A 15,420-nucleotide genomic window follows, 5' to 3' on the forward strand; every position below is an offset into this window, starting at 1 on the left:
GCACCCGTAGCTCAGCTGGATAGAGCGCTGCCCTCCGGAGGCAGAGGTCAGAGGTTCGAATCCTCTCGGGTGCGCCATCCATACGAATATCCCGGCCCTGTGTCGGGATATTTATTTGGCACGCCGGAAAGTGTTCGAACCGATAAGAGGTTCGACAACTTCCGTCAGGAAGTTGGACCAAACCACCGTGCGGCGCAGTCCCGCAGGGAGCAAAACGGCCACCAGCCGTTTTGGGTCAATCCTCTCGGGTGCGCCATCTTCCCAAACCCTACACTTATCCGGATTCAAGGTGGCCACGGCCCCGCAAGATCAGCGCCCCCACCCCGGCACTGTCTGTGTCGCCTATCGGAGTGACAACCGTTTACCCTTGCTCTCATCAACGCCCTCCTTTCCATACACCAAAAAACACAACTCCACTTGCTTTTTTCTATAAACCTATAGATTCTATAGCGTTATAGAAATACTTTCAGGCTCCCAATGCCAGCACCGGACAGAAATACAACCCGCTATGCTCACCGGCATCAGCGCGCAGTGGCCGCGGCCGCAGCGGTATTTGCCGACAAGGGTTTTCACGGCGCCAGCACCCGGGATATCGCCGAAAAACTCGGCATTCAGCAGGGCAGCCTCTACTACTATTTCAAATCTAAGGAAGCGGCGCTGGAAGAAGTCTGCCTCACCGCCCTGAGGGACTACGTTTCACATATCGAATCGATTGCCAGTCAACCCGGTAAGCTCGAGGTCAAACTGCAAGCCGCCATCGCCGCTCACCTGGCGACCTACGAACACAACAATGAAGCCATGAAAGTACACAACGAACAGCGTCTGTATCTGCCCAAGGATCGGCGAAAACACCTGAATGCGCTGGGTTCACGCTACCGCCAGCAACTCGAGGGAATTTTCTGCGAAGGGGTCTCAACTGGCCAGTTGCGCAAAGATCTCGACTGCCATTTCACAGCGCTTTCACTGATCGGCCTTTGCAATTATTGGGGCATACAATTACTGAGGAACGCCCCGCTAAAGACTGAGGACGTGACAGAGAATTGCGTCGACATTCTGCTGCACGGTTGCCTCGCCAGACACACCGGAATGCCTGACACTGATACGCAAACTGATACCCAGGTCAATTAGGACACCCACCATGACTCAGCAAAAAGCAACCAATGTGCAATGGCACCATGGCGAAGTAACCCGCGATGATCGTTTTCAACTGATGGGACAGCGCGGCACCACACTCTGGTTTACCGGGTTGTCCGGCAGTGGCAAAAGCACCGTGGCCGTCGCCCTCGAGAGCCGACTCTACGAGTTCGGCAAACTGGCCTACCGGCTGGATGGCGACAATGTCCGACTGGGCATCAATAAGAATCTCGGCTTCAGTGCGGCAGACCGCACCGAAAATATTCGCCGCATTGGTGAAATTGCCAAACTGTTTGCCGATGCCGGCATTATCTCCCTATCCAGTTTTATCAGTCCCTACCGGGCCGATCGGGATGCTGTGCGGCAGCTACACAAAGCAGCCGGGTTGGACTTTATCGAGGTTTTTGTCGATTGCCCGCTGCAGGAAGCGGAAAAACGCGACCCCAAAGGTCTCTACAAAAAGGCTCGCGCCGGTGAGATTAAAAACTTCACAGGTATTGACGACCCCTATGAAGCCCCGGAAAATCCCGAAATCCATTTGCAGACCGACCAGACGACTCTGGAAGAGGAAGTTGATACGATCATCAACTACCTGAAATCACACCAGTTCCTTGCAGGCATATAGTCCCCGGCAAGACCCAAAGCAAACCACTTGCCCATTAGCTCACCCACACGACAACAGGAGATAGTATCTTGATCAGGCCCCACGGCTCAGACACATTGAACCCCCTCTTTGTTTACGACACAGAGCAACACCATCAACTGCTTAAAGAAGCTGAAGAACTGCCTTCGCTGCTGTTGAACTCGGCTGCTGCGGCCAACGCCGTCATGCTCGGGGCGGGATATTTCAATCCGTTGGAGGGTTACATGGGCCTGGCTGATGCCATGAGTGTGGCGGAAAAAATGCACACCACTGACGGGTTGTTCTGGCCGGTACCGGTCATCAATCTGGCAAAAGATGTCAGCGCGATCAGAGGCGCCAAACGCATCGCCCTGCGGGATCCGAACACCGAGGGCAATCCGGTGATGGCGGTTATGGAGGTCGAGCATATAGAAACCGTCTCGGACGACGATATTGAAACCATGGCCGAACAGATTTTTGGCAATCTGGATCCAGAGCACCCCGGCGTAGCCACCTTCACCCATCTAGGCAACTATTTGATCTCGGGAAAGCTGCAGGTATTGAGCTTCAGTTACTTTCAGAGTGATTTTCCCGACACCTTCCGCACCGCCGTGGAAATACGCAACGAAATTACCGAGCGCGGCTGGGAAAAAGTGATTGCCTTCCAGACCCGCAACCCGATGCACCGCGCCCACGAGGAACTCTGCCGCATGGCGATGGAACGCCTCGATGCCGACGGCGTGGTCATTCATATGCTATTGGGACGACTGAAAAAAGGGGATATCCCGGCGCCGGTTCGCGACGCCTGCATCCGTACCATGGTAGAGCACTATTTCCCGAAAAATACCGTCATGGTCACCGGCTATGGCTTCGACATGCTCTATGCCGGGCCGCGCGAGGCCGTACTGCATGCCCTGTTCCGCCAGAACATGGGGGCCACTCACCTGATTGTGGGGCGCGACCACGCGGGCGTCGGTGATTACTACGGGGCTTTCGATGCACAAACCATCTTCGATGAAAAAGTACCGGACGATGCGCTCGACATTGAGATATTCCGGGCCGATCACACTGCCTTCTCCACCAAGCTGGGCCGGGTGGTGATGATGAATGAGGCGGAAGACCACCAGAAAGAGGACTTTATCCTGCTGTCCGGCACCAAAGTACGGCAAATGCTGGGAGACGGCATCGCGCCGCCACCCGAGTTTTCCCGCCCTGAAGTCGCCAAAATACTGATGGATTACTACCAGTCCGAACACCAATAAATAATACCTGTTAGTGGATAGCGGGGCCTGTCTACCCCGCTGTCCGCCATCCTCCAGACAAGGACTTTTCATGGCCGATTTTGATGTGTTCAATGGTGATGCCGATGGGATCTGTGCGCTGACGCAACTGCGGCTGGCAGAACCCCGTCAGAGCAGCCTGATCACCGGGGTAAAACGCAATATCAGTCTCCTGAAAACTGTCGCGGCCCGCCCCGATGACAGGATCACCGTACTGGATATCTCGATGGATAAGAACCGTTCCGATCTGGAGCGGTTACTGGCGGTCGGTGCAAGGATATTTTACGTAGATCACCACTTTTCCGGCGCTATTCCGGAAACAGAAAAGCTCACCGCCCTGATCAACGAGGCGGCGAATACCTGTACCAGCTTGCTGGTTAACCAGTATCTGGAAAACGCTTTCGCCGCCTGGGCGGTGGTCGGTGCATTTGGCGACAACCTCAATCAACAGGCACAGGCGCTGGCCAATGAGGTATTACAGTGCAGCGATACCGACCTCAGGCAACTGCAAAAGCTTGGCATTTATATCAACTATAACGGTTATGGTGCAGCGTTGGAGGATTTACACATTCCCCCCGACGAGCTCTTTCGGCGCGTCAGCAGTTATAAGTATCCACTCGATTTCGTCCGCCACGACAGTGAACACTTTGATAAACTGGAAAATGGCTACCACAGCGATATGGCGGCGGCCGCAGACATTGCAGCCGAGAAAATGTCGGACACCACAGCGGTATTTATTCTGCCGAACGAGGCCTGGGCCAGACGGGTCAGCGGTGTCTTCAGCAATCAGCTGACCAATGATCATCCCGACCGGGCCCATGCCGTTCTCACGGAAACAGCGCAGGGCGAGTATCTGGTGAGCGTGCGAGCGCCACTGAACAACCGCCAGGGTGCCGCGGATTTATGCCGCCGCTTCCCCACCGGCGGCGGCCGTGCGGCGGCGGCAGGTATTAACAACCTGCCCGCCGGGATGCTGGCTGACTTTATCGATGCGTTCGAAGCCAGTTATACCTGACCCCACCCCTATTCGTTTGGAGCTGCGCGCTGTCCCGCTAGCATCCAATTGTCCTCACCGATTAAACTGTTATTGGTTGTCACGCAGCGACCCTGCGAATACCGATTAACCCCCGAGGAAGAACATGCTATCACTCGACTTCCTTGCCCTACCCTTAATGGCCGCAGCAGCACTGATTTTTGTGGCAGTGTTTGCCGGTATTATCTCGTCGCGGGTGGGTTTTCCTTTTCTGCTGGTTTTTCTCATCGTCGGCATGCTCAGTGGCGAGGACGGCATCGGTGGCATCAGTTTTGACAATTTTTCACTGAGTTTCTGGGTGGGCAACATCGCCCTTGCTGTCATTCTGGTGGATGGTGGACTGCGCACCGACTTTGCCACTTTTCGCACCGGACTCAAACCGTCCCTGATACTGGCGACACTCGGTGTATTACTGTCCGCGGGCCTCACGGGCCTCGCCGCCATGTGGCTGCTGGGACTCAGCTGGCCTATGGCCCTGTTGCTGGGCGCGATTGTCGGCTCCACCGATGCCGCCGCCGTGTTTTCCCTGCTCAAATCCTGCGGCGTGCGGCTCAACGAGCGGGTTGCCGCCACGCTGGAAATCGAGTCCGGCATGAACGATCCAATGGCGGTCTACCTCACCCTGACGTTTATCAGTATCGCCCTGATTTATAACGCCGGCGAGACGCTGGCTTTCAATGGCTGGACCACCCTGCTCAGCCTGACCACGCAGTTTGGTATAGGCGGACTGATCGGCTACCTGGCCGGCATCGCCATGGCCAGCGCCGTCAACCGTATTCGGGGTATGCTGGACAGCGGTGCCGGAATACTCGCCCTGCTGTTGATGTCAGCCGGTATCGGCGTATTTGCCTTTGCCACCTGGGTGGGCGGTTCGGGATTTCTCGCGATCTACCTGTTCGGCCTGATGGTGGGCAACCGGGCTCGCCGGAGCGTTCGCCAGGCTTTGTCAGCAATGGATGGTTTTGCCTGGCTGTCCCAGGCCCTGATGTTCCTGTTGCTGGGCTTGCTGGTCACCCCCAGCGAGGTGGCGGACGAGCTGCTTCCGGCACTGGCTATTGCGCTGTTACTGATCCTGGTTGCGCGTCCGCTGGCCGTGTCGCTGTGCCTGCTGCCATTTCACTTCACACGCCGGGAAACATTTTTTATCGCCTGGGTGGGCCTGCGCGGTGCAGTGCCGGTCGTGTTGGCCATTTTCCCCATGATGGTGGATCTGGAAGGGGCAAAAACCCTTTTCAATGTGGCTTTTGTGGTCGTGGTGACCTCCCTGCTATTGCAGGGTGGCAGCCTCGCCTGGGTGGCACGAAGACTGGGACTGGTATTGCCGGAAAAGGATGACAGGAAAAACTTCCGTAGGGTGTTCGGGGATTTTGTGCTGGATGGCAGGATCCCCCTGGAGGAGATCTGCCAGTTCTATGACCTGCCCACACCCCCGGATGCCAACCAGAATCTGGGCAGCTGGATTGCCGGACAATTGCGCCGACCACCCATTATCGGCGACAAGGTGACCATTGGCACGGCTATCTTTGTGGTGCGACAACTCGATAATCGCGAGATCACGGTAGTTGGTATGAAGTTACCGTCCTAGCTATCCAGACTATCACTGTCATGGGTGTGAAATGGCCGGCGGCGATAACGATTTTTTGACCGGCACACTAGACCTGCTCAATTTCCACCAGCGTACCGCAGAAATCCTTGGGATGGAGAAACAGTACCGGCTTGCCATGGGCACCGATTTTCGGCTCACCGTTGCCGAGCACCCGGGCACCCGCCGCGACCAGCTGGTCGCGGGCAGTAATAATATCATCCACCTCGTAACACAGGTGGTGCATACCACCATCCACATTGCGCTCAAGGAATTTCGCCACGGGCGAATTTTCCCCGAGGGGTAACAATAATTCGATCTTGGTATTCGGCAATTCCACAAAGGCGACCCGGACACCGTGTTCGGGCAGATCGAGGGGTTCGGAGACGGTTGCGCCCAGCGCATCCCGATAGGTGGTCATTGCCCTGTCGAGATCAGGGACCACAATAGCGACATGATTCAGTTTGCCTATCATAGGGTTACCTTTTGACATCCGGTTAAATTCAACACAGCCGATGGCACATGAGCGACACCCAAAAAGCTAGCCAAGAAAGGCCTCCACCAGCTGTTTTGCCGCCACGGTAGCCGGGATTCGGCCGGCTGTCACATCGGCTTCCAGCTGATCCACCAGGGCTTTTACCGCCTCATTTTCTTTCAGTTCGCCGAGCAGACTGTCGGCTGTTTCGCTCCACATCCAGGCCCGCGCCTGGGCAGCGCGGCGGGACTCGATTTCGCCCGCATCGCCCAGCGCCTGCCGATATTCTTCAACGGTCTGCCATATTTTCTGCACACCTTCTCCCTGCAGCGCCGAAAGCGGTTCAACCTGAACCTGCCAATGTCGACTGCGAGGGTGCAGGAAGTGAACCGCCATGCGATAATCCGCCACAGTCCGGTTGGCGGCGGCCTGCTGGTCACCATCCGCCTTGTTCACCAGAATCAAATCCGCCAGTTCCATAATGCCGCGCTTGATGCCCTGCAATTCGTCACCGCCGCCGGGCAACAGCAACAGCAAAAACATATCGGTCATCTGCGCTACGGCGGTTTCCGACTGACCGACCCCCACGGTTTCCACGATGATCACATCAAATCCCGCCGCTTCACAGAGCAGCAGGGTTTCACGGGTGCGGCGGGTTACTCCGCCCAGAGTTTGTCCGGCCGGGGAGGGTCGTATATAGGCATCGGGGTGGCGGGCGAGGGTTTCCATACGGGTTTTGTCGCCCAGAATCGAGCCACCACTGAGTGCCGAGGTGGGATCTACCGCCAGCACGGCCAGCCGGTGCCCCTGGCTGATCACGTGGTTGCCAAAGGACTCGATAAACGTCGATTTGCCCACGCCGGGCACACCGGAAATACCAAGCCGAATCGAGTTGCCCGTATAGGGCATAATCAGTTCGAGCAAACGGGCAGCCGCCTCCCGGTGATCGGCACGGGTCGATTCGACCAGTGTGATTCCCTTGGCAAGGGCACGGCGATCGCCGCTGCGAATACCCTCGGCAAGCTCCTGCGGATTAATCTGCAATGACCATCTCCAAGCTCGTCAGACCAACGCCCATTTTACCCGGCCAATGCAGGCTGCCAACCCGATTGCGGGCAGAGACCGGCGATTACTCAAATTCAATGATCGGCTGGTCTACCTTGAGGCTGTCACCGGCCGCTGCAGAAACAGTTTTCACCACCCCGTCGGATATCGCTCTCAGGCTGTTTTCCATTTTCATGGCCTCAACAACAGCCACTTCCTCACCGGCCTTCACCTGATCACCTTCCTTCACATTCAGTTTCACCAGCAAACCGGGCATGGGGGACAACAGGAATTTGGACAGGTCAGCGGGTTCCTTGACCAGCATATGCCGACTCAACTCGGCAGTGCGCGGAGTCACCACATAGGCGTGTTTTTCTGCACCGCGATGAAACATTCTGAACAGCCAACCATCGCGATCCACCTGTATGCAAACGGTCCTTCCGTTGATAACCGCCTTGAACAGCGGCTCACCGAGCTTCCAGTCCGTCTCCACCAGATATTCATCACCATCCATGGTCGCCACCACCGGCTCCACAGACGTATCGACCGAAATCGGATAGCGGGCGTCATCGCCCTCCATCATCACCACCCAATCGTTGGAGGGACGATATTCCAGGCTGGGCAGCTGGCCGGTAATCAAGGCGCCGCGATCGCGGAATTTCTTGTTGATCAGGGCGGCGGCCACCACGCAGAGCGCGGGATCCTCCTGGGGTACCAGATCGGGGCTGAAGCCGTCGGGATATTCCTCAGCAATAAAATTGGTGGTCAACTTACCGGCCACAAAGCGCGGGTGAACCATCAGCGCATTGAGGAAACTGATATTGTGATTGACGCCCCGGATATAATAGGCGTCCAGCGCTTCCACCATCCGCTGAGTGGCCTCCTTGCGGTCTTTACCGTAAGTAATCAGTTTGGCGATCATCGGATCATAAAACATCGAGACTTCGCCACCCTCGAAAACACCGGTATCCACCCGGACGCCCTCTCCCGTTGGCGGGCGGTAGCGAACCAGCCTACCCACAGAGGGCATAAAATTGCGGAATGGGTCCTCGGCATACACACGGGTTTCAATCGCCCAACCGGTCAGTGTTACATCCTCCTGAGCCAGCGGCAGTTTTTCACCGGCGGCGACGCGAATCATCAGCTCCACCAGATCCTGACCGGTGACCAGCTCTGTCACCGGGTGTTCCACCTGCAGGCGGGTATTCATTTCGAGGAAGTAAAAATTCATCTCGGCATCGGCGATAAACTCCACTGTACCGGCCGACTTGTAATCCACCGCTTTGGCCAGCGCTACGGCCTGTTCACCCATTTTGCGGCGCACTTCCGGGGTCAGGAAGGGCGATGGGGCCTCTTCAATTACTTTCTGGTGGCGGCGCTGGATGGAGCATTCGCGCTCGCCCAGGTAGATGGTATTGCCGTGGCTGTCGGCCATCACCTGGATTTCGATGTGCCGTGGCTCCTGAATAAATTTCTCGATAAAGACCCGGTCGTCGCCAAAGCTGGAGCGGGCTTCATTGGTGGCGCGCTCAAAACCGTCGCGGCACTCTTCATCGTTCCAGGCCACGCGCATGCCTTTGCCACCACCACCGGCGGAGGCCTTGAGCATCACCGGATATCCGATGTCATTGGAAATCTCCACAGCCTGCTCGGCATCCTTCACCACATCGGTATAACCGGGAATCGTGCTGACACCCGCTTCGGCGGCAATCCGCTTGGAAGTGATCTTGTCTCCCATGGACTCAATCGCCCTGACCCCGGGTCCGATAAAGGCAATGCCTGCGGCATCCAGCGCCTGACAAAACAGTTTGTTTTCCGAGAGAAAACCGTAACCGGGGTGCACCGCATCAGCACCGGTCTGCTGACAGGCGGCAATAATTTTGTCGATCACCAGATAACTTTCAGCGGAGGCTGAGGGACCGATGTGAACGGCTTCATCCGCCAGAGCCACATGCAGGGCATCGCGGTCCGCATCGGAGTAGACTGCAACCGTTCCGATGCCCATTGCCTTGGCCGTGCGGAACACTCGACAGGCGATTTCACCTCTATTAGCAACAAGAATTTTTTTAAACATTACTGTCTCTTCTTTATTGTCTGCCTACAGGTTGCAGGCGTTTTCCTGATTTTGTAAATACAGGCCCTGACGCAATCCCCACTTACAACGGAATATTGCCGTGCTTCCGCCAGGGATTCTCCAGTTGCTTGTCGCGCAACATGGAAAGCGATCTCGCCACCCGCTTGCGGGTCAGGCTGGGCAAGATCACATCATCGATAAACCCGCGTTTACCGGCAATAAAGGGGTTGGCAAATTTCTCCCGGTATTCCTGCTCTCGGGCAGCAATTTTTTCCTGATTGCCGATATCCTTGCGGAAAATAATCTCCACGGCGCCTTTCGGCCCCATCACTGCGATTTCCGCCGTTGGCCAGGCGAGATTGACATCACCGCGCAGGTGTTTCGACGACATCACATCGTAGGCACCACCGTAGGCTTTGCGAGTGATCACGGTCACTTTGGGGACGGTACATTCCGCATAGGCGTACAACAACTTGGCACCGTGCTTGATGATGCCGCCATACTCCTGTGTCGTGCCGGGCATGAAGCCGGGCACATCGACAAACGTCAGCACCGGGATATTGAAGGCGTCACAGAAGCGGATAAAGCGGGCACCTTTTTTGGATGCATCGATATCCAGACAACCGGCCAGCACCATCGGCTGGTTGGCGACCACACCCACGGTAGACCCTTCGATGCGAATAAAACCAATCACCAGGTTGGCTGCGTAGTCGGGCTGCAATTCAAAAAAGTCGCCCTCGTCCGCCACTTTTACAATCAGCTCTTTCATGTCGTAGGGCTGATTCGGGTCATCGGGAATCAGGGTATCCAGTGATGCTTCGGCTCGATCTGCCGGGTCTTCCGTTGGCCAGACCGGTGGTTTCTCCTGATTGTTGGCCGGCAGGAATGTGATAAAACGGCGCAGCTTGACCAGGGCCTCCACATCATTTTCAAACGCCAGATCCGCCACGCCGGATTTGGACGAATGGGTGACTGCCCCTCCGAGCTGCTCCGCGGTGACCGTCTCATGGGTCACGGTTTTCACCACCTCGGGACCGGTCACAAACATATAGGAGCTATCTTTGACCATGAAAATAAAGTCTGTGATGGCGGGGGAATACACCGCCCCACCCGCACAGGGGCCCATGATCATGGAAATTTGCGGAATGACACCGGACGCCATGACATTGCGTTGAAACACGTCGGCATAGCCGCCCAGGGAGGCCACACCCTCCTGAATACGCGCACCACCGGAATCATTCAGCCCGATAACCGGCGCGCCCACTTTCATGGCGTGGTCCATCAGCTTGCAGATTTTCTCCGCATGGGTTTCCGACAGAGAACCACCAAAAACCGTGAAGTCCTGGCTAAACACAAACACCAGCCGACCATTGACGGTACCGTAGCCAATGACCACACCGTCGCCGGGAATATGCTCCTGCTCCATGCCAAAATCGGTACAGCGGTGCTCGACAAACGTGTCCCACTCCTCAAAAGAGCCAGGATCCAACAGCAAGTCAATACGCTCACGAGCGGTCAGTTTGCCTTTGCTGTGCTGGGCATCAATACGCTTCTGCCCACCACCCATGCGGGCTTTTTCACGCATGGCTTCCAACTGTTCCATAATTTCGTACATAGGGTTCTCCCAATCCTGGCTACCGAATCACAAGCCGGCAACACGTCATTCTATTGTTCTAATAATGTACACACGCCTGCCAGATGACTGGCCTGCCGGTGCTCCTTTCAAAAAGCGGAGCTTATTGTTCACTCAGCAGCGCAATCACTTCGGCAGCCGCTTGGGGAATATTGGTACCCGGCCCGTAGATAGCGGCCACTCCCGCATCAAAGAGCTCCTGATAATCCTGAGGCGGAATAACACCGCCACAAACCACTTTGATATCGCTGCCACCCTCGGCACGCAGTGCGGCAATCAACTGGGGCACCAGGGTTTTATGACCAGCGGCCTGGGAAGACACGCCCACCACATGAACATCATTTTCAATCGCCATGCGGGCCGCCTCTTCCGGGGTTTGAAACATTGGACTGATATCCACATCAAAACCGATGTCTGCAAAAGCCGTGGCAATGACCTTGGCACCCCGATCGTGACCATCCTGCCCCATTTTTGCCACCAGCATCCTGGGGCGGCGACCGGCCCGTTCGGCAAAGGCCGAGACGCTCGCCTGAATGGCGGCAAAGGCCTCATCACCTTCATAGGCTGAACCATAAACACCACTGATGGTACGGGTTACCGCCTTGTGACGACCCCAGATTTTTTCCAGCGCGAATGAGATTTCTCCAACCGTGGCGCGGGCCCGGGCAGCCTCTACTGCCAGCTCCAGCAGGTTGCCCTCCCCTGATTCCGCCGCTGCGGTGAGTGCATCCAGCGCCTGCTGGCAGGCATTGTTGTCGCGGTTGTCGCGCAGAGCCTGCAATCTCTCTACCTGTGATTCGCGTACGGCACTGTTATCAATATTGAGGATATCCACCGGAGATTCCTCGGCCTGCTGGTACTTATTGACACCGACAATGACCTCTTTCCCGCGGTCAATTCTGGCCTGCCGCTCTGCCGCCGCCTGCTCAATGCGGAGTTTCGGCATGCCGGATTCCACAGCCTTGGTCATACCGCCCATTTCCTCGACTTCTTCAATCAGGATACGGGCTTCCTTGACCAGCTGGTCAGTGAGACTTTCCACATAGTAGGAACCGGCCAGCGGGTCCACCACGTTAGTGATGCCGGTTTCCTCCTGAATCACCAATTGCGTATTGCGGGCAATTCGAGCTGAGAACTCGGTTGGCAAGGCCAATGCTTCATCCAGAGCGTTGGTGTGCAGGGATTGGGTGCCGCCCAGTACGGCGGACATGGCTTCGATCGTGGTCCGCATAACATTGTTATAAGGGTCCTTGCTGGTCAGGCTGACACCGGATGTCTGGCAGTGGGTGCGCAGCATCAGCGATTTGTTGTCCCGGGGGTCAAACTTCTCCTTCATCAGGGTGGCCCAGAGAATCCGCGCAGCCCGCAGCTTGGCAATTTCCATAAAGAAATTCATACCGATGGCAAAGAAGAACGACAGGCGTGGTGCAAATTTATCAACGTCCAGACCGCTGGCAATTGCAGTGCGCACGTACTCGATACCATCGGCGATGGTATAGGCCAGCTCCTGCACATTGGTGGCTCCGGCTTCCTGCATGTGATAACCGGAAATGGAAATGGAGTTGAATCTGGGCATGTGCTGGGCGGTATAGCCAATAATATCGGAGACAATCCGCATCGAGGGCGCCGGTGGATAGATATAGGTATTGCGCACCATGAATTCCTTGAGAATGTCATTCTGCAGGGTTCCCGCCAGCTTGTCCGGGGTCACACCCTGCTCTTCGGCTGCGACAATGTAATTGGCCATAACCGGCAGTACGGCACCATTCATGGTCATGGATACCGAAACCTGATCGAGCGGAATGCTGTCAAACAGCACCTTCATATCCTCAACCGAATCGATGGCGACTCCGGCCTTGCCCACATCCCCCACGACCCGTTCATGATCCGAGTCGTAACCGCGGTGAGTGGGCAGATCAAACGCCACTGACAGGCCCTGTTGTCCGGCCGCCAGATTTCGACGATAAAAGGCATTGGAGGCCTCGGCGGTGGAGAACCCGGCGTACTGCCGGACGGTCCATGGGCGCCCGGCATACATGGTCGCCTTGGGGCCCCGTTTGAACGGTGAGAAACCGGGCAGATTGTCCAGATGCTCCAGGCCGACCAGGTCCTCTGCGGTATAGAGCGGTTTGACCGCGATACCTTCCGGGGTATTCCAGACAAGATCTTCGGGCGTTTTACCCTTGGTCTCCTTGGCCGCAAGGGCAGCCCATTCACGGTATGAAGGTTTGGCGCTATCGGTCATCGAACACTACCTCTAATCAACTCAATCCCGCGCAAATTGCGCTCTGCTGTTATCTGTTCATTCAATATAGCGGGTATATAGCGTTGGCGTTACCCTTGAGGTCACCATCAGCTGCAGGCAATAACGGGATTTCCAATGTGAGCGCACTATGGCGGAGCAACCCGGTCGAAACAAGGACAAATTTATTCGCCAAAACTCACTGATTATTTCAGATAATTGTGCTTTGAAACCATTTCATAGCTACAATAGCGCATAAACTCACATTTCATAGCAGGCCACCTCTATCGCCACTATCTCGCACCACCATGTTGTGACCTGCCTGCACGGCATTCTTGAACGCCAGCAAAATGAGCAGGTATTGCTGGCAAGGGCCGGGATTAACCCTGCCAGTGTGCAAAACTCACGAGATCGGGTACACACCGACCAGGTGGCCCGCCTGTTTCGACTGGTGCAGCAGGCACTTGACGACGAGTTCATGGGTTTCACCTCACAGGCCTGCAAATACGGCATCTTTGCCACCGCCTGCGATCTGGTCAGGCACTGCCGCACCCTGGGGGAACTGCTGGAAAAAGTGGTCGCATTCTATAATCTGGTCACCGACGCAATGGTCATGACACTGGACATTCAGGACAGCTCGGCGCGTTTCAGTGTCGCTCTGCAACAGCCCGAACTGGATGTCGGGCATTTTATCACCGAGTTCCAGATGGTGATCTGGCACCGCTTTCCGAGCTGGTATATCGGCGAGGCCATCCGCCTCAGGGCAACGCATTTTGTCCACCCCGCACCCGATCACAAAAACGAGCTGCGCGTGATGTTTCCGGGCCAGCTGTTGTTTGAACAGTCCAGCAACAGTCTTTATTTTGACGCGCAGTATCTGGACAAACCCCTGGTTCGAACCAGTCGCGAACTGGATGCGTTTCTCGCCGTTCACCCCGCCGACATCATGACGATCCCGGGCGAGGACAACAGCCTCGAGGCCCAGATCGAACGGATTTTCCTGAAAAACAGTCATGGACATCCCACTTTTCCGAAAGCGGAAAATCTGGCCGAACAGCTGCGTATAAGTCCGCTCACCCTCTACCGAAGGCTGCTGCAGGAAGGCACCAGTTACCAGAAAATCAAGGACAATATTCGCCGTGAAATGGCGATCGACAAGCTGGTGAACAAGAGGTTGTCTGTGGACGAGGTGTCGGAGCTGGTCGGTTTTGAAGAGCCGCGCTCTTTCACGCGCGCCTTCAAGCAGTGGACCGGCCTGAGCCCGAGAAATTACTGCAAATACCACCGGGGCAATCCACCGGATTAGATTTCCAGCCCGCCACCCACTACCAGTGTTTGACCGCTGATGTAATTGGATTCGGGTATGCAGAGCAGGTATACCGCATCGGCGGCCTCTTTTGCAGTACCGGTGCGACCCAATGGAACCAGGGTCTTGAGCAGCGATGTCATCTGCTCACTGACACCGACCCGAATGTCTTTACCCGCTATGTTAATGGTCGGGTTCTCGCTGGCCAGGCTGGTAAGCCGGGTCTCGATAAACCCGAAGGCCACCGCATTGACGTTCACGTTGTAGCGCCCCCACTCCTTGCACAGGGTTTTGGTCATACCGACCACGCCCGCTTTGGCCGCCGAGTAGGCCAGCTGCCCGGCATTGCCGCCCAGCCCTGAGATCGAAGACACATTAACGATCTTGCGATGAACCTGATCGCCCCCCTCCACCTCCAGCGTATGGTAGGCTTTGATGAAGGGCTGGGCTGCCTTGAGGATACGGTAGGGGGCCGTCATATGCACATCCAGCATGGCATACCACTGCTCGTCGTCAATTTTCTGAATCACATTATCCCAAGTGTACCCGGCGTTGTTGATGATGATGTCCAGGCCATCAAACGCATCCACCGCTGTTTTCACAAACCGCACACCAAAATCTTCGGCAGTGACACTGCCGGAACAGACCACCGCTTCGGAGCCCAACCCCTGAATGTCACTGACCAACTTTTCAAGCGGCTCGGCATCCAGATCATTGATCACCAGTCGGGCACCTTCACTGGCCAGCTTCAATGCTATTTCACGACCTATGCCGCGAGCGGCACCGGTCACCAGCGCCACTTTTCCTGCCAACTTTTTCATCGCCGTACTTCCACTTCAACGCTGATCAAATAAACCAGCTGACCCGTGACAGTGTACCGCCCTCTCTCTCTTTACGAGCACTGGCGTTACACAGTACTCTGAACAGACGTCTACACTGTCCAATGATTTGCCGGAAAAAGCATAGCGATTCACCCTGCGCACTACAACTCAGAC

12 protein-coding genes and 1 tRNA gene are annotated in these 15,420 nt (G+C 56.0%); 7 read left to right on the forward strand and 6 right to left on the reverse strand.

Annotation, left to right across the window (positions count from 1 at the left end; all coding sequences use genetic code 11):
- The 6 genes from QZ516_RS11245 to QZ516_RS11270 all read left to right on the forward strand — a co-directional run bounded on the left by QZ516_RS11245 (position 1) and on the right by QZ516_RS11270 (position 5,654).
- Positions 1-77 (forward strand) — tRNA-Arg (locus tag QZ516_RS11245).
- A gap of 400 nt (positions 78-477) precedes the next feature.
- The gene (locus QZ516_RS11250; RefSeq protein WP_297189761.1) at positions 478-1,128 is read left to right on the forward strand and encodes a TetR/AcrR family transcriptional regulator; all 651 of its coding nucleotides are present in this window, start codon (positions 478-480) and stop codon (positions 1,126-1,128) included.
- 10 nt (positions 1,129-1,138) lie between these two features.
- Complete coding sequence (cysC, locus tag QZ516_RS11255; RefSeq protein ID WP_293615429.1) at positions 1,139-1,759, forward strand: adenylyl-sulfate kinase; 621 nt, start codon at positions 1,139-1,141, stop codon at positions 1,757-1,759.
- Positions 1,760-1,827: 68 nt separating this feature from the next.
- Positions 1,828-3,018 (forward strand): sulfate adenylyltransferase, encoded by a 1,191-nt coding sequence (sat, locus tag QZ516_RS11260; RefSeq protein ID WP_297189765.1) that lies wholly within the window; start codon positions 1,828-1,830, stop codon positions 3,016-3,018.
- Between the two features lie 70 nt (positions 3,019-3,088).
- The gene (locus tag QZ516_RS11265; RefSeq protein WP_297189768.1) at positions 3,089-4,051 is read left to right on the forward strand and encodes a DHH family phosphoesterase; all 963 of its coding nucleotides are present in this window, start codon (positions 3,089-3,091) and stop codon (positions 4,049-4,051) included.
- A 124-nt stretch (positions 4,052-4,175) separates the two neighbouring features.
- Positions 4,176-5,654: a potassium/proton antiporter gene (locus QZ516_RS11270; RefSeq protein WP_297189771.1), complete on the forward strand. Its 1,479-nt coding sequence runs from the start codon at positions 4,176-4,178 to the stop codon at positions 5,652-5,654.
- A gap of 67 nt (positions 5,655-5,721) precedes the next feature.
- Here QZ516_RS11270 and mce read toward each other — a convergent pair whose 3' ends face one another.
- The 5 genes from mce to scpA all read right to left on the reverse strand — a co-directional run bounded on the left by mce (position 5,722) and on the right by scpA (position 13,122).
- Entirely contained in the window at positions 5,722-6,126 is a 405-nt protein-coding gene (gene mce / locus QZ516_RS11275; protein ID WP_297189774.1) for a methylmalonyl-CoA epimerase, read from the reverse strand.
- Positions 6,127-6,192: 66 nt separating this feature from the next.
- Positions 6,193-7,170 carry a methylmalonyl Co-A mutase-associated GTPase MeaB gene (meaB, locus tag QZ516_RS11280; protein ID WP_297189777.1) on the reverse strand — a complete coding sequence of 326 codons (978 nt, stop codon included), beginning with the start codon at positions 7,168-7,170 and terminating at the stop codon, positions 6,193-6,195.
- An 85-nt stretch (positions 7,171-7,255) separates the two neighbouring features.
- Positions 7,256-9,244 (reverse strand): acetyl/propionyl/methylcrotonyl-CoA carboxylase subunit alpha, encoded by a 1,989-nt coding sequence (locus QZ516_RS11285; protein WP_297189780.1) that lies wholly within the window; start codon positions 9,242-9,244, stop codon positions 7,256-7,258.
- Between the two features lie 82 nt (positions 9,245-9,326).
- A complete protein-coding gene (locus tag QZ516_RS11290) occupies positions 9,327-10,847 on the reverse strand; it encodes an acyl-CoA carboxylase subunit beta (protein WP_365333709.1) in 1,521 nt (506 codons plus the stop codon).
- Positions 10,848-10,980: 133 nt separating this feature from the next.
- On the reverse strand, positions 10,981-13,122 hold the full coding sequence (gene scpA, locus QZ516_RS11295; protein WP_297189785.1) for a methylmalonyl-CoA mutase: 2,142 nt from the start codon (positions 13,120-13,122) through the stop codon (positions 10,981-10,983).
- Between the two features lie 310 nt (positions 13,123-13,432).
- Here scpA and QZ516_RS11300 point away from each other — a divergent pair, with 310 nt between their 5' ends.
- The gene (locus QZ516_RS11300; RefSeq protein ID WP_297189788.1) at positions 13,433-14,425 is read left to right on the forward strand and encodes an AraC family transcriptional regulator; all 993 of its coding nucleotides are present in this window, start codon (positions 13,433-13,435) and stop codon (positions 14,423-14,425) included.
- Here the strand turns inward: QZ516_RS11300 and QZ516_RS11305 are convergent.
- A complete protein-coding gene (locus QZ516_RS11305) occupies positions 14,422-15,246 on the reverse strand; it encodes an SDR family NAD(P)-dependent oxidoreductase (RefSeq protein WP_297189790.1) in 825 nt (274 codons plus the stop codon). The two genes, QZ516_RS11300 and QZ516_RS11305, sit on opposite strands and share 4 nt — an antisense overlap.
- Positions 15,247-15,420 lie beyond the last annotated feature (174 nt).

The organism is uncultured Porticoccus sp. (genome assembly GCF_913061305.1).
Lineage (GTDB): Bacteria > Pseudomonadota > Gammaproteobacteria > Pseudomonadales > Porticoccaceae > Porticoccus.